The following is a 23,157-nucleotide window of genomic DNA, read 5'->3' as shown; positions in this document are numbered from 1 at the left end:
TCAAGCGTAGATTGATTCTTTAAAAAGTAGGAAATCCAGTGAGTGAGAACCTCTCTGTAAGAACAGCCTCGGCAGTTCTGGTGAGACTCTCCAATGTGAGCTGCTTTTCGTTTGAGGTTTATTAAAGACACACACAATAAAGTGGAAACATCCTAAAGATGGAGTATACCTTATTTACACCCATAAAAATTACCTCAATCGAGTAAGATACTCATTAAGGGGACGCCTTTTGCGCTTGGAATATTGGAATTTTCTGATGTTTAGACATTAGAATCTCCTCCGGAAAGTGGAATAACCGTTTATCACCACTGTTATTTTCTTTCAAGCGTAGATTGATTCTTTAAAAAGTAGGAAATCCAGTGAGTGAGAACCTCTCTGTAAGAACAGCTTCGGCAGTTCTGGTGAGACCCTCCAATGTGAGCTGCTTTTCGTTTGAGGTTTATTACTTTTTACTGGTAAAATAACAGGTGTTTTTCAAAAATAAAAAAGACTAAAAAACCAATGGAGGCAAAACAAATACAAAAATTATTTACGCATTTAGAAGAGGTTATTACATGGCGTATAAACAATTCTTCAGAACATTTTAATGTTGGAGCACCTGAATTTAAAACTAGTGACCATGAAGGTTTTCAATTAGGAGACTATATTTCAGGGAAAGAGCTTGCCCATCAGGAAGTTGTTATTCTTTTAATGGCTTTACTACCAAGATTGGATCCGTCATTGCTGAAACGCATTTATTTAGAGTTTCCAGGTAGTGTCCTGTTTGACTTCTGTTCAACCAATGATAACGGCAGGCTCTTTTATCCAACAGTTCAGGCTGTTCAGTATATTTTGGGTGGAGACAGCATTTCAGAGCGATTGAAAGTAATGGATTATTTCGGCTCAAATTCAGTTTTGATTAAAGAAGAGCTTATTGTCTTTTCAGGCTCAGCACATGAGCATACCTCACTGAATAGCCAGATAAATATTCATTATGAAGCTTTTAATACTCTGATGTTTGGAACAGAACTATTGCCAAAAATGAGTAATGACTTTCCGGCAGAGCAACTACATACGCGCCGGTCATGGACAGATCTGATACTCCCGCCCGCCACATTAGATGAACTTCAAAGCATTGAGGCCTGGTACAACAGCAGCCGGATACTTATGGAAGACTGGGACATGCAGAAAAAACTTAAGCCGGGCTTCCGGGTGTTGTTTTATGGAGAGCCGGGAACCGGAAAAACTCTTGCCGCCAGCCTCTTGGGGAAATACACCAAACGTCCGGTCTTTAGAGTCGATGTTTCTATGCTGGTCTCAAAATATATCGGAGAAACAGAAAAGCAGTTGGCTAAGTTATTTGACAAAGCAGAAAATAAAAACTGGATTTTATTTTTTGATGAGGCAGACGCTATTTTCGGAAAACGAACCTCAGTAAGAGATGCCCATGACAAATATGCCAATCAGGAAGTTTCTTATTTGTTACAAAAGATAGAAACATTCTCAGGACTTATCATTTTGGCATCCAACTTTAAAAATAATATGGATAAAGCCTTTACGCGACGCTTTCATAGCTGCATACAATTCAATAATCCAAAGCATGAAGAGCGTCTGCGTATCTGGCAGCAGAATTTACCCGAACAATTAGACCTTGAAGACATTGATCTGGAAGAAATCGCCAAACGATACGAGCTCACAGGTTCTAATATTATGAACGTAATACAGGATGTAAGTTTAAAAACAATTGCGTTGAATGAACCAGGTTACAAAGTAAGCATAGAGATGTTATTAGACGGGATCAAAAAAGAATATGTAAAAGAAGAAAAGATCTTTTCATAAAAAAATCACACAGGTAAACGCATTCAATTTTAAAAACAAAAACTAATGAAAGCAAAGGTTCTGCTATTGATCATATTCTGCGGCCTCTTGTTGGGCTGCCGAAGCAAACACAAAATTACAACCACATATAAAGAAAATACAAAAGCAACAGAAAAAGTGAAAGTTGATTCTTCAGTCTTACAGACCTTACAATCAATTCAAAGCGAATCTACAGGTGCTACGTTGAGGGAAGAGAACAATAAAATATCCGGAGACCTGCTGATCAAAGGGAAATCTGATACCTCCAATCCCTTTGTATTCCATAATGTTGTGGGAAGCGATACTATTCAAAGCATTTCTATAATGGGAAACGCAGAATATACCATCAGTAATCATTATACAAAGGCTGGTAGTCAAAAATCTGAGATTAAAAAGAGCGAAGCTGTCTATGCTATTCAGGATATAACCCAGACAACAGCTTCAAAAGAAACTACCAAAGAAGTGACTTCAAAAGTCTCTGAAGAAACCAAAAAAATAAAACTTAATGGATTTGATATCGCAGCCTGGATCTTCATTACCATTCTTGGAATCACCTTAATACTCATCTTTTTCACCTATAAATATTTTAAGAAATGAAAACATCACAAAAAGGAATCAATCTGATTGTATCATTTGAAGGCTTCAGCTCTAGTCCTTATCTGGATTCAGCAGGAATTCCAACGATAGGTTATGGTAATACCTACTATCCGGGAGGAAAGAAGGTCACCATGAAAGATCCCGCAATCACAAGAGAAAAAGCGACAGAATTATTTTCGACTGTTTTACCAACTTACGAAAAAATTGTCAGCAATAAAGTGAAAGTGGTCCTTACCCAAAATCAATATGATGCCCTTGTATCACATACTTACAATACCGGAGGATCTGATACGCTATTTTCTTTAGTCAATAAAAAAGCAGGAGAGTCCGAAATCAGAAACTGGTTCACCACCAAATATATTACTGCCGGAGGAAAAGTTTTAAACGGTTTGATCCGCAGAAGAAAAGCAGAAGCTGATCTGTTCTTTTCGAAGTAAACAATGCGACTGTAAACAGTCTACAAAGTTTAAACAACTTTTGATCATAAAGAGTTCGGGATTCTATCGAACTCTTTCCTTTTAAATTAAATCATATTCTTTTGTTGTGATAATAATTAAAGATAGTTTCACATCGTATTATAGCTACTGTAAGGTGCTGATATAGAACTATTTATATTTGAGAGTGATCTTTCAAATTTATCATTTCTAAAAAAACAAAAAACCTCCTTATATAAGGGAGGTTTTTTACTTTTCTGTTATAATACAAATCTTCCCTTTTCCGAAAAAATATTCAGTACGATATAGATATAAAAATACTAAAGGGGTCAAATCCTCGTTGTGCTACAAAAAATATTCTCAGTATGGCATTTTAAAATAAAAAATGTACATAAAAAATAAAATCAGCATTATTTTTCAACAACTATTTGATAGATATCTGGAAAAATTTACTTTTGCAATTGAGAAAATAATACCATCATTGATGATATTGTTACAAAAAAACTAATAAACTAATCTTGAAAATTAATTAAACCATGAAAATGTACACAGCTACACTGTATTTATTTTACTAGTTTATCACAACTGATTGTTTCAAACAATATAGAACAATAGTAAGTCTTCAAAATTTTTTCAGAGCTACCAATCGTATTTAATCAATATGGTTAATTTGATTGTTTCCTCAAATTACCCGATAATAAGGTACAACGGATATTCCGTTATCGATTTGGAAAACAGAAATGCTCTTAGGGAAGTTGGATGAAGTCTGCTGTTGTATCAGTTGTAGTACTGCACTATCTGATCAATCAAAACATTATCAAAATCAACGTTGATTCACCGATTAAAATTCTTGTTTTTGCAAGAACAGGTTTTAGTTGGCAAAAAGTCTTCTCTCAGAGATCACTTTTTCATGGAGTTCAGAAACCATTCAAAGGAAGCGGAACCGAAAAGCTATATGAGTAGGAAAATATGACAAAATCTAAAATATGAGAAAAATACTTTTATTATTTGTATTCATCAGTTTGCATTCCTTTGCCCAATGCTGGCAAAGTCTTGGTGCAGGTAATGACCATTCAGTAGGAATAAAAACAGACGGCTCATTGTGGGGCTGGGGAGTTAATTTCTCCGGGCAACTGGCCGACCTAAACGTCAACGGCAAAAAGGTCCCGACCCGAATAGGAATATTAAGAGATTGGAAAATTGTTATTGCCGGCAATGACCAGACTTTTGCTATCAAAACAGATGGAACACTGTGGGCATGGGGAGATAATGATTATGGACAGTTAGGTGACGGAACTACTGTTTCAAAAAGAATTCCAATACAGGTGGGGACAGCCAACAACTGGCAGAGTGTCAGCATAGGAGAAAATCATGTGGCAGGACTCAAAACAGATGGAACATTATGGGCTTGGGGGAATAATAGTGATGGCCAATTAGGTGACGGAACTAAAATTACAAAAAAGACCCCAACGCAAATCGGAACCGCTACGGATTGGAAAAGTGTTGATGCTGGCAATAACTATTCTGCAGGAATCAAAACAGATGGGACATTATGGGCCTGGGGAACTAATTTTGACGGGCGGTTAGGAGATGGAACCAAAATTATAAAAATGATCCCGACCCAAATAGGAACCGATATCAACTGGAAAAGTGTTGATGCTTCTGATGGTTATTCGGTAGCGGTCAAAACAGATGGTACGCTATGGACATGGGGCTCGAATGTTTATGGACAATTAGGAAATGGAACGACGGTCAGCAGCAATATTCCTGCCCAAATAGGAACGGCAACCAACTGGCTCAATGCATCTGCCAGAAATGGGGCTACATTTGCAACGAGAGCAGATGGAACACTTTGGTCATGGGGGTATAATTATTACGGACATTTGGGTAATGGTACCAGTGGATCAGCCAATGGTGGAGCATCACCAGTACAGGTAGGCTCTTCTACGGACAACTTACAGATTTTTGCCGGAAAAAATCATGTGCTTGTAAAAACTATTGACGGTTCTTTAAAGGTTTGTGGAGTAAATAATTACGGACAGCTGGGTGACGGAACTTCTACTACCAATACCGTCAACAATGATAAAAATACATTTATTTCTATTGATTGTCCGGGGGTTTGCATTCCTCCCACACAATTGGCAGCAACCAATATTACTTCTTCAAAGGCTACTATTAACTGGACCGCAGCCACTCAGGCTCCCAGTAATGGATATCTGTATCTTTACAGCACCAATCCTGCTATTGGAGGAAATAATGGAGCTACTCCCTCTACAACAGTCAATTTGACTAATTTATTACCTGATACCACTTATTACTGGTGGGTGGCACCTGATTGCGGCTTCAGCTGGGTAGATTGGATAGCAGGAGGTTCTTTTACCACACTTCCTACAACTGAAACCGGATGCTGGCAAAGTGCTAAAGCTGGGAATTCTCATGCGATAGGGCTCAAAGCAGATGGAACACTATGGGCCTGGGGCGATAATTTTGACGGACAGCTGGGAGATGGAACCAATATTGATAAAAATAAGCCAACACCAGTTGGAACTGCAAATAACTGGACGAAAATAGCTGCTGGAACTTCTTATTCCGCAGGAATCAAAGCAGATGGAACACTTTGGACCTGGGGGAATAATTCCTGGGGACAGTTAGGGGATGGAACTACAACCAAGAGAAATACGCCAACACAGGTAGGAACAGCAACAGACTGGGTAAGTGTTGTCGCTGGATATAGCCATACAGTAGCTATAAAATCAAATGGAACACTGTGGAGTTGGGGAGGTAATTCCAAAGGACAATTAGGAGATAGTACAACGGTCAATAAAACCTTACCGGTGCAAATAGGAACAGCAGCAGACTGGCTCGCTGCCACATCCAAAGGAAATCATACGCTCGCCATAAAAACAGATGGAACGCTATGGGCCTGGGGAGATAATTCCAAAGGACAGTTAGGTAATGGTATTTCTGCAGCAAGCACTTTTCCTGTTCAAATAGGTACAGCAACGAATTGGAAAGATATTGATGAAGGAGGAAGCCACTCGATAGCCATTAAAACAGACGGAACGCTTTGGACATGGGGAGATAATAAATGGGGCCAGTTAGGTGACGGAAGTACAGGTTCAAGGAATATCCCAACACAGGTGGGAACAGATGCAAATTGGAGAAGTATTAACACCAACTTTAATGGTTCTGTTATTGCCACTAAAACAGATGGAAGTCTCTGGACATGGGGACATAATGGTTTGGGCCAATTAGGTGATGGTACAGAGACACACAGATCTGCACCGATGCGTATTGGGACAGCTTCCAATTGGGAGAATATTGCAGCAGGGGGAAATAATACACTGGCTGTAAATGCTAATGGATTTTTAGCCATCAGTGGTCAGAATACCTGGGGAACGATAGGAGATGGGACCAATATTCAAAGGAAAATTTTCACGCCTGTTGCCTGCCCTGCAGCGATTGTAGTTTTTAATGGAGGTTCAGCAAAAACGGCTAATGAAATTTCAGCGAAGGCAGATCAGCTGAAAGTTTATCCAAATCCTGTACAGGATATCCTGACGATCTCGTATGACCAAAAGATTCTTTCGGTAACGGTTTTCAATACCGCAGGGAAACCGGTACTTACGAAAACGATCAATGATACTAAAGGAACACTTGATGTTTCTGTTCTTTTATCAGGGGTTTATCAGGTGAAAGTAAATGGAGCTGATGGCTTTGTAAAAACAGTAAAAGTGATCAAGCGATAAATAATTTTAAAAACTGGCTTATTGAGATTTAAAATCCTGATAACCTGAGTTTTTAAAAGAGAATTTACGCGGATATTTCTTTTGAAAAAATTAAATATTTATTACATTTATGTTTAAAAGTAGTGTCACTTATTGATAAGTGGCACTATTCTTTAAAAACAGATCAGATAAAAGAGGCTTAAAATATCAGGTTACATGAATTTCTTTGTAACTAAAGAATGCGAAATTTGTAAAAGTGTAAACAAGTTTAATATCTTTAAGAAATCAAAAACAATAACCTTATTAAAATTTTAAAATCATGAAAAAAATAGGAATTATTTCCTTTCTTCTCTTCGGCCTTTCTATAGCAAGTGCACAAACGATAGAGTCGGGAAGCCACAGCACAAAAGGCTATATCAAATCTGACGGAACCATTGAAAACAGCAGCCATTCCACTGTGGGGTATATCAAGTCAGATGGAACAATCGAAAATAAAAGCCACTCCACCATCGGGTACATCAAAAGCGATGGGACTATAGAAAACAAAAGCCGTTCTACCGTAGGCTATGTCAAAAGTGACGGTACTGTAGAAAATAGCAGTCATTCCACCATGGGTTATATCAAAGACGATGGAACGGTAGAAAACAGCAGCCACAGTACTATTGGCTATGCAAGGGGCATTAAAAAAGAGTGGGCGGCTGTAGCGTATTTCTTCTTCAAAGTAGATTAATCAGCACTGCGAAAAAGAAATGATCCCGTTGAATGGATCAAAAAAATAAGGCTTGGATTTTTATAATCTGAGCCTTTGTTTTTTAGCTTATACATGCTTTACGGGACCATGTTCTTTTATTCTAATTCTAATGGATTTTCATATTTTAGGTTTTCTTCTCTTTCTTTTTCTCTTTGTCTTACCATTTCCTGCCCTTTTATGATTGTGGTTCCATAACTTGCAAGTACAGCAGCTGCATTGGCATCTGCATTTCTTAATGCCTGTTTAAGTTTCGGTTGTGTTGTTTCTATTGCTCCGGTAAATCTGCTTTTCTTAATGTTAATTAGTTTTCCTTTCAATTTAGAATCAGATACAGATTTTACAAGCTCAAAGCTATAATCTCCTTTATCATCTGATATCTTAATTATTAATCCTGGTAATCCACTAAATTTATATGGACCATAGGGTAGCGGAATTTCAGGAGAATACCATGCAATCCAATTTCTTCCTTTAAAGGTAGCTTCTGCTTTTTTACAACTAATTGTATTAATTATTTTTGTTTCATCTACAAGTTTCCAATTCTTTATTACTGGTTCTTTATAGGTGAGTAATGACATGCCAACCCATCTAAAGTATTGGACATTTTCATTGGATTGTATAATGGTAAATGATAAATTTGTTTTTGGAATTACTACTCCTTTTTTCCAACCAAGAGTTATACTTCCATCAGGATTATTTGTTGTTGTTCCAGAATTTGTCATTACTGAATCACCTTTAAGCGATATGGTACTAGCAAAAAATGAACGATTATCTCCTATTTGTAATGAAAATAGTTCTTCGTATCTATTCTCTGTTCGTGTATCAAATTTAGCTTTTAGCTGATAAGTAAACTCGCCACGCAAAGTATCCTGTTTGTATGATTGAGCATAAGATAAAACACTATAAAATAAGATGAATAGTTGAAGTAGCTTTTTATAATAATGCATAAGAGATATTTTCATTATAAAATTGCACTTATATTGGAATCGTTTCACTATAAGTGCAAAAATTTACATTACGCTAGATTATTGCCAGGACCACTATGAGTAGGCGTTGCGCAGTAATTTGCTTCAAGCCTCTCACGCCATGCATCAGCTTCTGCTGCAGTCCAATTCTGAGTCGTTGTAGCTTGTACACCACAAGATGTATCAGCAAACCAAGCTTGTCCTCCTTTTACATCTTTAAGATAATTACGAGATAATTTTTTTAAATTCTTCATTGTATTAAAATATTTAAAATTAAGTACTAAATATAAGTATATAAATCATACGATGGAGAGAGATTTTTGGTTTTAATTATTTGAATATCAATTTATTGAATGATAATAAACTCGTTAATTTATTTAAATAATAATTTAAAAATGTAGATTATTTTCCTGCATTAATTGATAAATAATGAACATTAAGTATGTGAAATTTTCTCACTTTGAGCCAGTAAAATAAAAATAATCTCCTTTTTATATGGTCAAAGTCAGAAAACTTCGGAGAGAATGGCTACAGTAGAGTATTTCTTTTTTAAGTTAGAGTGATGATCATCACTGCGAAAAATAAATGATCCCGTTCAGTGGATCAATGAAAAAGTAAGGTCTGGATTTTATAATCCGGGCCTTTTTTAGTCGTAAATGGGTAGCGCAGTATACCTTCGTTTAGATTACTTTTGGAGATCTTCTGATTTTATTTGTGAAAGATCAATCCCGAGTTTTGTAAATCCCTTTGTACCCTCATCGGTAATATAAAAATACTTGTCGGTGGCATGTTCTTTTGCAATCCATCCTTTATTAATAAACTCTTCCAGAAGGAGCATTCCCAGTTTCCCGCCAAGATGATTATAGCAGGTTTTGGCTGGTTTTTTATCTGTATTTTGTTTCATGGTAATATTTGATATGTATAGAATTTTTAATAATTATGCACTATGGGTCATAAAGCTTAATTTACCATAAAGTTCGGGATATTTTTTAAATAATATAAGGGTAAGCCTGAACAATTTGATCATAAATAAATCCCGACTCACGTCAGGATTTATTCATTTATAAGTGTAAAGAAATCAGATAAACTAATCTTTCTTGTTTCACACATTTTAAAAAGTGTTTCAACAGGTATTCTGTAAGATTCTCCGCTTTTAATTTTTCTAATAGTACTTTCTTCTATACCATGGTTTTTCGCAAAAGAAGTTTGTGACTTACCTTCTTTAAGCCAAGGTATTAACCAATTTTTTGTAATGAACGAACAAATTTTTTCGTTTATATCTGTCATATAAACAAATGAAATAATTAATAAATAAAAAATTACGGTCGATCGACCGTAATTGAAATGTTTTTACTACATTTGTAAAATAAGCTACAATAAATGTAGCTTTGCGATACTTCAAAGAACAAGAAAATCCTAACGAAACGTTAGGATTTGTTATTATTTTTTTCAGCGTCCTCATAGGCTTTTAGCACTAATGAGCCTTGTCTTTTTTTATCGAATTTGAGTAATTTATTTTTCTCTTCAACCTTTATGAAAAATTCAGACATTGAAATTTCAAAAAAGTCGCATATGGCAAATAGTTTACTACAAGTCACATTATGATCGGTGGAGGTGTACCTTTCTAATCCTAAATTTTTGCCTATCTCATTAAAATACTGATTATTTTCATCTAACACGGCAGTCCCTCTTTCTTTGTAAAGATCTTTTATAACCGTTGATATAGCTTCTGTTAATTCACTTATTTTAATTTGTTTTTTCATGAAAACAAAAGGACTAATAAAAAAGCATTGCAACAATTACACATGTGTAAATAAATTTGTATATTAGCAAAATGTTACATTAAAAATTAATGTAGCTTTGCGATACTTCAAAGAAATATAGAAGCTATTGCTTAGAGTCTCGACTTGAAAACTGGTAATTTAAAAGCAACGAGAGGATAAGCAGGAAGCTCACGACCTAGGCGTGGGTTCTCTTATCTGTTGCAAGGTATACCAGTACCTCAAGTCGGATATTGTAGAGTCCCATGCCGTTTTTATTTTCATGCCGTTCTGCTTTTCTACAATTCTCATTTTCTAAGCCCGCTTTACAACATAGAGTATCATGTGCGTTACAATGGGGGTGTACAATCCGTTGCGGCCTTCGGGCTTTCTGAAAAACACAAATTTTATCATAAGTTTTTATTTTTTGTCTTGTATGGGTGGGAAGTCCGGCATTGACAGGGCTTCCTCCCATTTTACAACCGGTAAAACGTGTAACAGAAAACAAACAGTATTAAACAAAAGTTCAGCTGCTGATATCATGAAATGTTCATGGTACAGGAAGAGCTGTGTTCAATGACTACAAACAATGAATGATGAAAATAAATAATTATTTAATTACAAAAAACAACCGCATGAAAAATAGAAGAACAGACTTTGAAGCCCATTTTTTGGAAGATCCTAAAAAAGATTCCGGTGTAGAGCTTATGGAGAATTTTTTTAAGTTCAATGAGCTGGCTGCCTCTAAAGAAAAGCTGAACAACATTACAAACTGTGCAGTAAAAGGAAATACGTGGCTAAAAGGAGATCCCTCTGCTATTTTTCACTTTCGCCAGTCGATGCAGTCGTTTATCCGTGCTGGCTATCTTATTACGCTGAAGAAAAAGAAAAGGTATGCCAACACTCCCTTAGAAAATGTTTCTCCCTGGCTTCCCGGCCTGCTTTCTGAGAAAGAATACCGAAATCCTTTACGGGTCTTCAAAAAAGCATTTGAAGAATACAGCATCAAAGAGTTTGACTATTTTATATCCGGCATGGTCTACTTTTCACTGGGAGCCTACGGCAATATACCGGAAAGTAATATCGTCAGTCCGTACATTCATCTGACGAAAATGCTGGATGCTGCGCACCTCATTCTTGAAAGAAGAGGGAAGAGATAGATAGATGTTCTGCTGCCGAATGGAGGCTTAAAAAGGGTACATGGCCTTCCAGAGGCCTGTAGGCTTGGTGAAAGAGCCTCGAGGTACTTGGTGAACGGCCTTTAGGTACTTCCGAAGGGGGGTATAGCCCCTTACCCAAGGGGGTACAGGTACTTGTATAAGGGGGTATAGGTACTTCCAAAGGGGGGATGTCCCTTTACCTAAAGGGGTAAAGATACTTATATAAGGGGTTGCAGGTACTTCAGAAATGGGTAAAGAAGGTTACATCAGCCATAAAAATGAGATAGCTAAGCAAAATGAAGTCCATCTGAATAGAAATTTTACAGACGCCAAGTTTTTAATTTAATAATGCATACTCTGGGAAGCAAAGAAAGAATCTGTCTTTGATTCATTTGATGAAGTATGTGTTTTATCCTAATGCTTAACCAGCCTTAAAAACACGATCCTTTGTATTAAAATAAGAATTTTTGTAATAGAAGTAAATTTAGAAAATAAATTTTTTCAACTCTTATTTTTATTATTATTGCTTGAAATTATAATCACCAAAGTCAGGAGGATTGACGATAGAGTGAAAATCATCCATAGAACAAATAAAAAACTATTGACCCAATGAAAAAGAAAATACTCGAAGAATTTGACGAAATAATATTGGACAGCTATTGGATAAGGGTTGTAGATGATTATGAAGATCCTGTGTTTTATTTAGTAGATATAAGAATCAGGGTAGATCATCATTTAAAATCCTATTATTTTCATGGTTTATCAGAAATGTATCAGAAAACCAGGCTTGTTCAGGAACCGAAAAATTATTTGGCAATTGACGAAACAGGTAACTGGGCTGGTGTATTCATGAAAAAAAATAAAGAGAAAGAAGCTGAATATATGGAGATTAATGGGAAATTGCTGAAGCATTATATATTTCAGATAGGAGAAACTGAATTTAATATACTGGCCGAAGGATATCAGGCAGATGACGGCTTTAGAGAAATGTTCAGAGAACAGGAGAAAATCAAAAATTTAGTATCATGAAAGCAATACCGGTATTCCCTTTTTTGTCAGAAGGTACTGTGATGTACAGGCATAAATCCATAGAATATTATCATTCATCAAAAAAAGTCTTTACCATAGCCTGCATTTATGATAAAGAAAAAGAAGAATCTGTAGCGGCAGGTTTTCTATTCACGGGAGTAGAAGAAGTAAGTCAGAAATTAAAGACCGATAAATTGCTCAGAGAATTTGGGTTGGAAGACCATCCTATGTTTGAATTTCTTTTTTGTTTGGAAGATGGCAAAGAACTAAAAACATATATATTGGCTATTGGTGTAATGGTCCTTATTATAAGAGCAAAGGACGTGGAATTGATTACAGAAGACATCCGTTATATGGCATAATACAAAACCGGGATTAAACGTCAAAGTTCTTTTATTTTGTGTTTTTAACAGTATTTTAAATTATACAATATTTAGGTTCTTTTGAAATGGAAACTAAACTGTGCCAAGACTTTGAGCCTAGACATGGTTGCGAGTTTTTACTTTAACCATAAACGTTTTCAGGCAGTTGAGCTATTTTAGGTTTCTGAAAATCTCTGATTTTTCTCTAAAGCGTACTTACCTTTGCAGGAAGATATTAGCCTTCTTTAATGATCTAAAATGGTTGAAAAAAACAAATTGTATGAATCTCATTGTGTATAAAGAATGACAAAACCTGTAAAAGTGTAAAGAAATTCCGTATCAAAAAGAAAGTTTGTATTTTTAAAATCTGGTATTGAATATTTCGGATACTATTCAAACCACTTATAAAGACTAATGAAATGAATAACCAACTCCATGAGCTCCTTTACTACTACAATGAGGAGGGCTTCGAAGGCTACGATTTGAATGAAGTACAGCTCCTTAAAAAAATAGATTTTGAACGGGTTGAACAATTAAAACGGCTTCTTCATCATGAAGACCGTTATATTGCGTATCAGGCAATGCTTATTTTACTCGCATGGTCTGTACCGGAAGGCTTTGAGCTGCTTGATCGTTTCGTTGCCGAAAAATGGGACGAAAAAGACAATTTTGAACCCCACAGACTCCTTGGTGAAGACAATGGGTATGATATCATTACTGATGCATTATACATTTCAACATTCAACGGGAAAAGCGAACAGGAGTTATATCCTTATATCAGGCAATTTCTAGATCTGTACGGCACACGGTTTTTTGAATCTAATCTGAAGACCTTTCTTTTACAGAAAGATTGCAGCCCACTTTTAAAGGAAATAGAACAGGCCATGCAGACTGCCCTGGAAAACAAAAGATATTACCAGGCCAGCCAGCTGCTTCCCGTTGTGGTTCATTATGACAAAAATATAGGGAGAAAATACCTGGATGTTTTTAGAGCTTTGATCAGTCAGGATAGTCGGATTGCTTATAATATAGAAGAAGCAGAAAAAAGTTTCAATGGATAAGAACAGACCAGTGTACACAGATTTAGAAGACCGGTTGACGAAAAAATATTATCGTGAAATCGTTGAAAAAGCTTTAGTACAGGCAAAGGAAGAATATGAGCAATTTCCCAATGATCCAATGAACATCTCTTTTTATAATCAATTGGTGGATATAAAGAAAACAGTCATTGAAGATCATGCAGTGTACACGGAAGAGGAGGCTTATCAAAAATATCCAATGGCTGTAATGGTCGTAAGGAATTTTCTTGGCGAGGAAGCCGATACAGAGTATGCTAATAGGCTGCAGGATGCCGTTTGGGGAATCTCATTATATCCCGCTATGATGGAAAACATTGAAATCATTAAGCAGAAATTATTTGATGGAGATGAAGCAGCAGGTGTAAAAGAAGTTTTTGAAATTGGAAATCAAAAGTTCAAATTCAGTGATTTTTATGACAATCCATTAAGAGAATTAAAAAAAGAAATAGGGGATAAGAGTTTTAACACAGTAATTAAAGAAAGCAAATTCAACCTTATCAATACTTTTGTTGAAAAGTATACCTCTGAAGAAGGGCTGGAAATTTATTATCTGAAGAAAAATGAGACGATCTGCCTTTTTTCCTGTGGAGAATATCAGCCGGGACGATATATGTTGTTTTTAGAAGGGATTTGCCATGATAAGGCTGGAAGAAACAAATTCAACCAGATCAATACAAAATCATGAAAGAAAAGAAACTACTGGAAAAAAAAGAATGGCACTATTATATCTATGAAGAGGGGAGCCATATTACCGTATCAGTTCCCATTGGTAAACCGGCTCCGGGATTCGATGTCATGTACACCCTGAACGAATCTGAGAAAGAAACCTATCTGCAGATGGGCAGTAAAGCCCTTGAGGAAAGGATAGAAGATATGAAAATGAACTTTTCAAACTATGAAATGAGTTCATGGAGGTAATAAAAATTAAATATTTATGTACTCATTTTTAAACCTAAAGCATCAGGAAATACCAGAGCTGGAAGATGCAGAAACAGTGTTTCAGAAATCTGAAGCGTTTTTAAGTCCAAATAATTTCATTGTTTTCCCAGACCCTGCTGTTTGTTTAGAGACTAGATTGAATAATCAAGTCAATTATTACGTCATCCATGACCTTGTATCCGTGAAGGGAAAGAGGAAAACAGTAAAGGGAAAGATTGTCCTTTCAACCAAGAAAGCACTGCTTGATGATGTCAGAAGTAATGATATAAGACCAATAAGAATAATGGCTGAACAGCATGCAGATTTTGTAATTACAATAACTGATGAGGGAACCGCATTATTATTTAGTAAATAGATCATAAGGTAGTAAGATACAAGATACAAGATACAAGATACAAGATACAAGATGCAGGACAATCAGAGATTTCTAGTTAAATATTTTATAAGCCACCCACCCTTGCATCAATGAAATTCCCGTTTTTCCAACACACCTTCTTTATACATTTCAGTATAGATCAATGGTCCTTTTTTCCTTGTACTTAATATAGGTTCTCCTGTTTCTTCATTATATTGCTGCAATAATTTATAAAATTTCCATGTTCCGTCAGGCAAGCCATTCTTATACTCGGCTTCCACATAAGTATAAGGATCTGTAAATTCCGGATATTTTTGTAAATCCAGATATCCATTGGGTTTGGATTCTGTCCATTTTCCTTCTTTACTGTGGTTTTTCACCACGCCCTGTTCTTCATTATTTTTATAAGGGCCATCATGATCATAGTACCTTGCCAATTTTCCGGAGGACAGAATCTGGTATTTCTGTAATGGTTTTAAGGTAAAAGGACTTTCCGTAAATTCATAATCCTGTAGAGAAATGATATGATTTTTATCGATATTAAACAAAGTATAGTTGGCATATCCCATTTCTCCCTGATGATTAAGATAAATTCTCTTCATATCAATAAGCTTACCCTCCTTTGTTGAAACTAAATATATTTTTTCTATAAATGGGTCCGCGTAGCGAACGGTATTATAAACTGCCATAAAATAGAGTGTATAGTCTTTGTAACAAAGGTGATGAGATGCTATTTTGATGAGGTCATACTTCTCACTGACGTTCTTACTGAATGGCAGAAAAACATCGTATTCTTCAGGAAGCAGTATAAGATTTTTTTTTATTGCTTTTTCAAACTGCAATGCATTGAGCTCTTTCAGTTTACTTTCATTCTGTATAACAGGCAGAACAGAATCAACGGTTAATCTTTTTGAAATCTCCGAATATCCAAATGGCAGCGTTATACAGTCCGCTTTATTCGTAGTAAAGAAAACTGATCCATTAGCTGTTTCTTTTGTGTTTGCTGCCTTGTTTTCCGTTTGAGCCTTACTGTAGCAGGAAAAAAGGAATAACAGAATAGCAAAACAAGCGATATTAATTTTAGGCATAGATATCTAATATTGGGGTGAAACCGTGAATATGCAGGTGATTATTGTGTCTTGGCGTAGCGGTATGGGTGGTATGAGGTAACCTTGTACTGGTATTGTCTGCCGTACTTGCATTTGAGGTGTTTGAAAAATCCTCTGACCGGCCCAGCACAAATCCAAAATCAAAAAGGATATTGCGAAGGATGACCTCATTATCATAATCAAAATTGGCTGCGGTAAGAATTGTATTGACACCATTCTGCTGAGTCGTTAATAGATTCAGGTCTCCCGCTTCTCCGTTCACATGTTCTGCGCTGGGATAGCATGAGGCATCAGAATAAGAAAATCCCTGAGAAACAATATAATGATTGTGTCCTTCCTGTCTGAACTGTGCCAATGAACCCAAGAAACCGGCAAATAAATCCGGCTGAATGCTTCTTCTTCTGGTATGCTGAAATCCATACCGGATGACAACGCCATTCTGGTTATAATTGAATGCTTCAAATATCTGTGGTCCTACGCCGGTATTCGCTATAATATCCATATTCACCAAATCTACACTTTCTGTAAGATTGGTATACCACTTGTCGGTAGCACCATCGCCGAGGGTTCCGTTGGAATACACCAGTAACTGATGAGCATCTATCTGTTCTCCGGCAGCTCTGTTCGCTGTGAAATCTATGGTATCCAAAAGAGTCCCTCTTTGGGCCAGCGGTGGTATAGCATTCACTCTTCTTTTTCTGGTGACACTTTCTTTAGTTCTGGCACAGATCCTGTGTTCATTATCATTCTGGTCGTAATAAAAAAAGATAACTTCCGTAGAATGGGTATTACGGACTTTCTGAATCCTTCTTCTTCTTTCCGGATTGGTACTGATTACGGCTAAAGTATTGTAAGTATTACTGCCATGATGGATGGTATAGATATTTCTATTGACCACCCTGAATCTTCCGGCATCTGTATCTAAGAACGTACCTGCCCCATTTACTTCCTGCTGCCCATTTCCATACGCACATGGCTGGTTGTCTGTTCTTTCTACCGCCACCTCCAGGTTGATCGTGCGATCTCCCAGTCTTCTTGTCCAGTCATCAAAAGCAGCCCTTGCATCCGGCCTTAGCTGCAGCTTGATAATAGCTTTATTGATATGGTCCGCCTGTAAATTGGTATAATGGGCATGGCTGCCATCTCTATTGTTAAGAGCATCAAAATTCCCAACCTGCACGGTCAGCAGCCCCTGTGCTTCATATCGATTAGGAGATACAAAACGCATGAGTTGCAAGGTATCTGTATTTTCGGTCATCGTATTGGCGGACGGTCTTATCACAGCATCTATACTCAAGGTCTGCATATTGCTGGTCTCAATGATCAGATACACCGTCTTTCCTAATATAGAATCGTAGGGAATTTCAATATTATCGTGATCCCGCTGTATATGGGCAGAATCAATTTTTGTGAAACTGACTCTTGTTCCATTGTCTGCTGTCACTTTTTTGGCAAAATAAACGTCACTGATGCGCTGTAATGAGTCATCGGGAGTATCCGGAGCCAATGGACCATTTAAGGTTTGTGTCTGCCCGGAGTCTGTTATGGTAATACGTGTTGCCATGTTACGATTTTTATTTTTTTAATACAGGATTTTTGATATTTCGTGATGAGAATGATCCGCGATTTTAATTTCCTTTAATGAGGGAATGCCCAGGCCTTGAGATTTTTGCTCCCGCTGCTCCTGCAGTTCTTCAATCCATCTTATTATTTTATAATTCTTCATGACTTACTTCTTTTATATGATAGATGATTGTCTTTTGATAGTTTTCGCCCAGAGAAAATTCTATGGTAAGTTTATGTTCCAACACTTCTTTGGTTACGAAATCCAGTAACATCTGCCCCTTATATTTGTCCAGTTTCGGGAAATCGGTTTCACGGTTACAAGTTATTTCCTTTCTTTTCATTTCTCCGTAGAACATTTCCCAGTTTTTATCTGATGGGATATTTCCGGTATACTGTAATAGCAATAATTCATCATCATTACGCATAGCTTCTGTTTGTATACGCTCGTCTATATCCATGACGGTATTATTCATAAAATTACGGTAGCGTACACTATGCTTTATCTGTTCTTCTTGATCATCATACCATCCATAAAATTTATGGACGATCATTCCAAAATGATTGTTCTTTAAAAAATCTGCGCAGATCAGATTTTCCTTTTGATAAAAATCTTTTAAAAATGTATAAAAATCACCGGCTTGCTTACCTACATAGGATCGGGAAAGTCTTTCTATTATTTTTTCTGTTTTATCCTGAAGAACAGACAATCCTTGTACATTTTTTAATTTGCCATATTCATCTGTTACAAGCACTACATCATTATTAATTTCTGCAACTCTGTCTAAAAAATCCTTTTCTGATAATGACAGCTCCTTATCCCGGTGAACTCTGTCAAAAATCTCAATATGATATTCGAATCTATCTGTTTCTAAAAGCTTCAGCGTAACATGAAAATTTTTGTTGAGCTCACTTCTGTGAGTTTTCCCATTGGTGGTGGTATACTCATTACAGGAATAGCGATAAAACTTCTTTCCTTCGAGAAGGTTTAATTTAATATCTATGGGAAACACTGGCTCCATAATTCTTCACCTGTTTTTTACAACTTGTAACTGCTGATTAAACCACTGCTTTTATTTAAAAAACAACTTTTCCACCAGAGGAAACCCATTGGCTTTTTTTGTTCCATGATCCATCGCAGTCCTGCTGCATTTGTTTTACTATTTTTGCTTTGTTCAGATCTATAATAGCACACGTATAATTTTCGTGCAGTGTACTGTCTTTATCACTTTCATGCACATAATCCTTGATGACGGCATCAACTACCACATATTTTGAATTAGGAGACAGGGAAGAAAAAAGCTCACTTCCGGTTCCTTTGTATTCGGTTCCTTTCCCCACTTTTGTACGTTTCTTTTTATTAATGATATGAAGATTGTACCATAATTTCATATCGCGGTTATATGAAGCGTAATACAATGCCCACGTGTCATTTAAAGTAATGAGAGTGTCTTTTTTTACCGTTTTATTCTGTACATAATGATTTCGATGGGGAAAAGTATTTCCACATGTAATACAAATGATCAAAATCATCAGGATAGATGTAATTTTTTTCATGACGACAAGTTTGAATTTTTTTTCATTTTCTCATACCGTTTATCCATATCGGTACCTCTTCTTTGATTACCATAATCATCAAGGATTTCCTGCTCATATTTAGGATGATTGTCTCCCCATTCTCCAGGATTTCTTGATAGTTTTTCTAATTTTTCACCTTCTTTTCTGTTTTTATTTTCTTTGGCTGTATCAGCATCTTTTTTAGCGAAAAACCGGCCTAGTGCTGCTCCAAAGTCATCTTTTACAAGTGCAGGTCTGTTAATGTGATGATCCAGTACGGTAGCTTTACCCAGTTTTGACTGTAAATAGTCTGACAGTTTATATGAATAGCCGGCAGGAACTAATGGAAGGACTACCTCTTTTAATCTTTTGATAAAATCCAACACTTGTTTTTCCTGAAACGATTTATCTATAACAGCATTTACTATAGGCTGCAGGGGTTTGCAATCTACCGTTTTTCCAAACAAAGATTCTTTGCAGTTTTCTCTTATTTTCTCTGATAATGTATTTCCTGTCATTTTATCTGCTGTAGGGTTTGCAGGATCTTTATAATACAAGACGCCGGCGTCTACAGTCCAGCCACACGATACAAACAGCTCTTCATATTTTTCAGGATATTGGGTTTTAAACTCTTCAACCTGTGTGGTAAATTCGCCTTTTCCAGTGTGATCTACTGTTTTTTGCATGGCCCCGGCAGTTAATATCATTTTTTCTCCGGAAAGATCCCAGTCATAAGATTGAACAGAATCTAATTTACCTTCATTTTCAGACATTCCCACTAAGATCGCTTTTTCTTCATCTGTTATCTTTTTATTTTCAATTAAGGTATCCCAATCAGCATAGTTTTCAAGTTTTTTAGATCCCCAGTAGGCAGGTCCGTATTTTCCACTATATCTTGTACAGGTAATATCATAATTCTTTCCACAATTACAATATCTGATTTCAAACCTATCATGGTCTTTATTCAAAAACTCATGGGTGTCATCCGGATATTTCACTTCATCCTGTGTATCTTTTACTTCACCTTTGAAATATAGAAAAGCATTAAGTTCGTCTCTTTTATTAAATTTTTCTATTAAATTTTTTAAATCTTCATCAGTTTTGGGGCGCAGAGTTATTTCTTTACTATATACCAATGCTCCGTTGATGCTGAATTCAATCTGGCTTTTTTCTGTGCCACCGTCTAAAAACTTTACAGGACCATCATATACGTTTTCTGTATTTTTTAATTTATTTTCATAGATTTCCACTGAGAGTTTTCCGCTGTTTCCCTGGCATTCTGCGACCACCCATACTTTATTTTTAATGGTAGTGCTGTTTATTCTTTCAAAATCAAAATCCGGACTGCCATCAGCTTTTTTTGCCTGTGCTTCTTCTTCCCAGGTCACTTTTACCTCTTCTTTGGCTGTTAATCTTACAGAATCTTCTTTATCGGCCTGTAAATTCCTTCTTCCTTTCTTTGCATATTTCTTTTTAACATCAGATACAAGTCCTCCGCTTTTTACAGTATAGGTATCTTCTTTTGTTTCCCAGATCATCTTAGGAATTGGTTTAGCAAAATATATTTTTACCACATTCACCTCATGATCTACCTGATGGGGTATATCATAAGTCTTTTGATTGGGGTTTGCAGAATAATTGTCTTGTTCTTGTATTTCACTCATCGCATTGTATTTTGCAGTTAGTAAAAATCATTTGGATTCTTATATTTAGTCGCTAAGTCCCGAATCACTTTCGCTTTTACCGGCGCAGGAAGATCTTTTAAAGTAACGTTCAGGTCATCTTTGACTTTACATTTATTGTCTTCACCACAATAGTACTTGATATGATGCAGGTACTTTTTATGTTTATAAAACGTAATATACGTGACCTGTGTATCATTATCCTGGTTTCCACAATAGGTAAAAGGGATGAAGACAGCCTGACGTTTATCTATGGTCACATCAGAGATATTCTTTGCTTTTAGATTGATTAAGCCGGATTGTGCATAAGGATAATTATAAACTACATTATCGGTGTAATTTTTATTTTTAACAGTAGCACTGATAAGGGTAACAGCTCCGTCAAATCTATTTTTTTCAGAGTCACAGGGATTAATGACTTTTATGGTAAGATTATTGGAGACAGCCCCGTCTTTAAAATTTTTATTAACCATCAGCGAATCCTGATAATATAACTTCAAACTATCATCTACAGGCTTTTGCCCGTAAATAGATATGCAGAAAAGTAATATCAGACTAGTAACTAAGCTTTTCATTTTTTGTATAATAAATAGGTAATTCCTCATCTTCCGTTTTTTTTGTATATTCTATAGGATACATGGCAGAGCTTCTATTGGCAAAAGCTCCTACACAAACCTTGTTTCCCTGATTTCCGCCCAGGTAATAGATGGTTTTACCATCACTGCTTTTTCCAACAGCCATGCTTACGTGATGTTTATTGGATAAAACACATATGGAACCTAAGTAAGGCTGATTGCCCGCTATCAGTTTTCCCCATACCGGATCATCAAATTCTTCTTTTTCCAGTCCTTTTTTATCGGTAGGATTTTTCTTAAATCCTTGTCTGTATCTGGTTTTTTCTTCACCATATGAATAGGCACCCGGATCTAATTGGGCCGAATAGCCGCTATTTTTTAAACACCAGCCCACAAATGAAGCACACCAGGAACTATTACCGGTATCCGCACAGGCTTTGGGTTTATTCTGCCGGTTAACGGCATGATATTCATCTATAATCTTGGAACAATGGGTGGATTCTGAAATACCAAGCTCCTGTTCTTCACGGGCTTTAACAATCCATGGCTGTTCAAGATATTTTATTTTAAAATAGTTGCCACCATCATTTAAGAAGGTGTTTTTTAAGCCCCCGCTTCCTTCTTTACCAAGATATTGAATTTTGGGATCATCAGAAGTAACTTCAATATATACGGATGCTTCTTTGTCTGCACTTGCAGCGATGAGCTTGGCCAGGTTAAATGATAAATCATCAGCACGCTGATTCAGCATTAGCTTGAGTACTGCTTTATTTTTGAATTGGCTTGCATTTTCTATGGTGGTATCATTAGCCAGATTATCAACTTCTACCTCAAATTCATTTTTTGCCTTTATTCCAGCATATTTTGAAGCATCGGTAATTTTTTCTACCTCTTTTAAATCGATAAGACTTACCTCAGTATTTACGTCACTTAAGACCTTATTTTTACCACTTTTAATCTTAACTTTTACTTTCTTTCCTGCTAGTCCTTCGGTCTCTACAACCACAGCAACCTGATAACTTAATCCTCGTTCAGATATCTTTTCTGCTGTTACTTTTGTGGTATTTTTCTTTTTAGCGTCAGTGCCTTTTTCGGATACCCATTTCACAAAATAAGCATCAATAATTTTAGGGCCATCGGTATTCTGAATTTCACTTTTTATACTATCAGCTTTCGGAATTGGAGAAGGAGAAGCCGAATTAAATTCAGGATCACAGGTGATATGAGATTCTTTTACCAAAACCTTTTGCTCCTGAATGGTAGAGGTACCCGGATTTTCCCATGGACTTAGTTTGATCACACTCATGCAGGGTGGGGGAGACATGTTTCTCGCAGGCCATTTCGGGTGCCCACAGGTTCCTTTAAACTGAAGGTTAACCATATTATTCCCATCACCAATGGTCGCAAATGGCTGATCCTGAAGGTAGATTTCGTTAGACGTTACTTTCAGGTCTCCGGGGGCCTGGGCATAAGGACAGCTCAACTTCGCTCCATGCATGACCATTTCTCTCTTTTCTGAAGGAGAATCTTCGGTGGATTTCTTCTGTTGTTCTGCTCTTTTTTCAGAAAGCTTTTGATCATGTGCTGAAGTCTTCTGATCTTCCATGTGTTGCTATTTTGGATTGGATTCAATGGTTAAGGCGGAAATCATAATTGCAGGCAGTAATGAAAATCTACTT

At 36.5% G+C, this 23,157-nt stretch carries 26 protein-coding genes; 13 read left to right on the top strand and 13 right to left on the bottom strand.

Annotation, left to right across the window (positions count from 1 at the left end; genetic code table 11):
- Window positions 1-501: 501 nt before the first annotated feature.
- The 6 genes from LF887_RS15320 to LF887_RS15295 all read left to right on the top strand — a co-directional run bounded on the left by LF887_RS15320 (window position 502) and on the right by LF887_RS15295 (window position 7,325).
- On the top strand, window positions 502-1,818 hold the full coding sequence (locus LF887_RS15320) for an ATP-binding protein (RefSeq protein ID WP_236855117.1): 1,317 nt from the start codon (window positions 502-504) through the stop codon (window positions 1,816-1,818).
- Between the two features lie 45 nt (window positions 1,819-1,863).
- Window positions 1,864-2,433: a hypothetical protein gene (locus tag LF887_RS15315; RefSeq protein WP_236855116.1), complete on the top strand. Its 570-nt coding sequence runs from the start codon at window positions 1,864-1,866 to the stop codon at window positions 2,431-2,433.
- Entirely contained in the window at window positions 2,430-2,870 is a 441-nt protein-coding gene (locus LF887_RS15310; protein WP_236855115.1) for a lysozyme, read from the top strand. The genes LF887_RS15315 and LF887_RS15310 overlap by 4 nt, the downstream gene beginning before the upstream one ends.
- A 756-nt stretch (window positions 2,871-3,626) precedes the next feature.
- Window positions 3,627-3,830: a hypothetical protein gene (locus LF887_RS15305; RefSeq protein WP_236855114.1), complete on the top strand. Its 204-nt coding sequence runs from the start codon at window positions 3,627-3,629 to the stop codon at window positions 3,828-3,830.
- Between the two features lie 23 nt (window positions 3,831-3,853).
- Entirely contained in the window at window positions 3,854-6,616 is a 2,763-nt protein-coding gene (locus LF887_RS15300; protein ID WP_236855113.1) for a T9SS type A sorting domain-containing protein, read from the top strand.
- Between the two features lie 298 nt (window positions 6,617-6,914).
- Window positions 6,915-7,325 (top strand): 5-fold beta-flower protein, encoded by a 411-nt coding sequence (locus tag LF887_RS15295; RefSeq protein ID WP_236855112.1) that lies wholly within the window; start codon window positions 6,915-6,917, stop codon window positions 7,323-7,325.
- Window positions 7,326-7,441: 116 nt separating this feature from the next.
- Here the strand turns inward: LF887_RS15295 and LF887_RS15290 are convergent, their stop codons facing one another.
- The 5 genes from LF887_RS15290 to LF887_RS15270 form a co-directional block, all read right to left on the bottom strand.
- Window positions 7,442-8,290, bottom strand: coding sequence for a GLPGLI family protein (locus LF887_RS15290; protein WP_236855111.1), 849 nt, complete (start codon window positions 8,288-8,290; stop codon window positions 7,442-7,444).
- Between the two features lie 68 nt (window positions 8,291-8,358).
- Window positions 8,359-8,562: a bacteriocin-like protein gene (locus LF887_RS15285; protein WP_236855110.1), complete on the bottom strand. Its 204-nt coding sequence runs from the start codon at window positions 8,560-8,562 to the stop codon at window positions 8,359-8,361.
- A 431-nt stretch (window positions 8,563-8,993) separates the two neighbouring features.
- Window positions 8,994-9,212 carry an ArsR family transcriptional regulator gene (locus LF887_RS15280; protein ID WP_236855109.1) on the bottom strand — a complete coding sequence of 73 codons (219 nt, stop codon included), beginning with the start codon at window positions 9,210-9,212 and terminating at the stop codon, window positions 8,994-8,996.
- A 149-nt stretch (window positions 9,213-9,361) separates the two neighbouring features.
- Window positions 9,362-9,595 carry a helix-turn-helix domain-containing protein gene (locus LF887_RS15275; protein ID WP_236855108.1) on the bottom strand — a complete coding sequence of 78 codons (234 nt, stop codon included), beginning with the start codon at window positions 9,593-9,595 and terminating at the stop codon, window positions 9,362-9,364.
- Window positions 9,596-9,735: 140 nt separating this feature from the next.
- The gene (locus LF887_RS15270; RefSeq protein ID WP_236855107.1) at window positions 9,736-10,071 is read right to left on the bottom strand and encodes a hypothetical protein; all 336 of its coding nucleotides are present in this window, start codon (window positions 10,069-10,071) and stop codon (window positions 9,736-9,738) included.
- Between the two features lie 632 nt (window positions 10,072-10,703).
- Between LF887_RS15270 and LF887_RS15265 the strand changes: the two genes are divergently transcribed.
- The 7 genes from LF887_RS15265 to LF887_RS15235 all read left to right on the top strand — a co-directional run bounded on the left by LF887_RS15265 (window position 10,704) and on the right by LF887_RS15235 (window position 14,992).
- Entirely contained in the window at window positions 10,704-11,228 is a 525-nt protein-coding gene (locus LF887_RS15265) for a hypothetical protein (protein WP_236855106.1), read from the top strand.
- 609 nt (window positions 11,229-11,837) lie between these two features.
- Entirely contained in the window at window positions 11,838-12,257 is a 420-nt protein-coding gene (locus LF887_RS15260; RefSeq protein ID WP_236855105.1) for a hypothetical protein, read from the top strand.
- A complete protein-coding gene (locus LF887_RS15255; protein WP_236855104.1) occupies window positions 12,254-12,619 on the top strand; it encodes a hypothetical protein in 366 nt (121 codons plus the stop codon). The genes LF887_RS15260 and LF887_RS15255 overlap by 4 nt, the downstream gene beginning before the upstream one ends.
- Before the next feature lie 419 nt (window positions 12,620-13,038).
- Window positions 13,039-13,680 carry a hypothetical protein gene (locus tag LF887_RS15250; RefSeq protein WP_236855103.1) on the top strand — a complete coding sequence of 214 codons (642 nt, stop codon included), beginning with the start codon at window positions 13,039-13,041 and terminating at the stop codon, window positions 13,678-13,680.
- Complete coding sequence (locus tag LF887_RS15245; protein ID WP_236855102.1) at window positions 13,673-14,383, top strand: hypothetical protein; 711 nt, start codon at window positions 13,673-13,675, stop codon at window positions 14,381-14,383. The genes LF887_RS15250 and LF887_RS15245 overlap by 8 nt, the downstream gene beginning before the upstream one ends.
- Window positions 14,380-14,616, top strand: coding sequence for a hypothetical protein (locus LF887_RS15240; RefSeq protein WP_236855101.1), 237 nt, complete (start codon window positions 14,380-14,382; stop codon window positions 14,614-14,616). Before LF887_RS15245 ends, LF887_RS15240 begins: the two co-directional genes overlap by 4 nt.
- Before the next feature lie 16 nt (window positions 14,617-14,632).
- Window positions 14,633-14,992: a hypothetical protein gene (locus LF887_RS15235; RefSeq protein ID WP_236855100.1), complete on the top strand. Its 360-nt coding sequence runs from the start codon at window positions 14,633-14,635 to the stop codon at window positions 14,990-14,992.
- Between the two features lie 107 nt (window positions 14,993-15,099).
- Here LF887_RS15235 and LF887_RS15230 read toward each other — a convergent pair whose 3' ends face one another.
- From LF887_RS15230 to LF887_RS15195, 8 genes are read right to left on the bottom strand one after another with little or no spacing between them, the layout of a single operon-like run.
- Window positions 15,100-16,080, bottom strand: coding sequence for a hypothetical protein (locus tag LF887_RS15230; RefSeq protein ID WP_236855099.1), 981 nt, complete (start codon window positions 16,078-16,080; stop codon window positions 15,100-15,102).
- Window positions 16,073-17,665, bottom strand: a complete 1,593-nt coding sequence (locus LF887_RS15225; protein ID WP_236855098.1) for a hypothetical protein — start codon at window positions 17,663-17,665, stop codon at window positions 16,073-16,075. The genes LF887_RS15230 and LF887_RS15225 overlap by 8 nt, the downstream gene beginning before the upstream one ends.
- Window positions 17,666-17,683: 18 nt before the next feature.
- Window positions 17,684-17,827 (bottom strand): hypothetical protein, encoded by a 144-nt coding sequence (locus LF887_RS15220; protein WP_236855097.1) that lies wholly within the window; start codon window positions 17,825-17,827, stop codon window positions 17,684-17,686.
- Window positions 17,814-18,686 (bottom strand): hypothetical protein, encoded by an 873-nt coding sequence (locus tag LF887_RS15215; protein WP_236855096.1) that lies wholly within the window; start codon window positions 18,684-18,686, stop codon window positions 17,814-17,816. Before LF887_RS15215 ends, LF887_RS15220 begins: the two co-directional genes overlap by 14 nt.
- Window positions 18,687-18,741: 55 nt before the next feature.
- Window positions 18,742-19,221: a hypothetical protein gene (locus LF887_RS15210; protein ID WP_236855095.1), complete on the bottom strand. Its 480-nt coding sequence runs from the start codon at window positions 19,219-19,221 to the stop codon at window positions 18,742-18,744.
- Entirely contained in the window at window positions 19,218-20,885 is a 1,668-nt protein-coding gene (locus LF887_RS15205; protein ID WP_236855094.1) for a hypothetical protein, read from the bottom strand. The genes LF887_RS15210 and LF887_RS15205 overlap by 4 nt, the downstream gene beginning before the upstream one ends.
- 17 nt (window positions 20,886-20,902) lie before the next feature.
- Complete coding sequence (locus LF887_RS15200) at window positions 20,903-21,478, bottom strand: hypothetical protein (RefSeq protein ID WP_236855093.1); 576 nt, start codon at window positions 21,476-21,478, stop codon at window positions 20,903-20,905.
- Entirely contained in the window at window positions 21,459-23,084 is a 1,626-nt protein-coding gene (locus tag LF887_RS15195) for a PAAR-like protein (protein WP_236855092.1), read from the bottom strand. Before LF887_RS15195 ends, LF887_RS15200 begins: the two co-directional genes overlap by 20 nt.
- Window positions 23,085-23,157: the final 73 nt, after the last annotated feature.

It is taken from the genome of Chryseobacterium sp. MEBOG06 (assembly GCF_021869765.1).
Lineage (GTDB): Bacteria > Bacteroidota > Bacteroidia > Flavobacteriales > Weeksellaceae > Chryseobacterium.
This window is presented reverse-complemented; position numbering and strand designations above follow the sequence as displayed.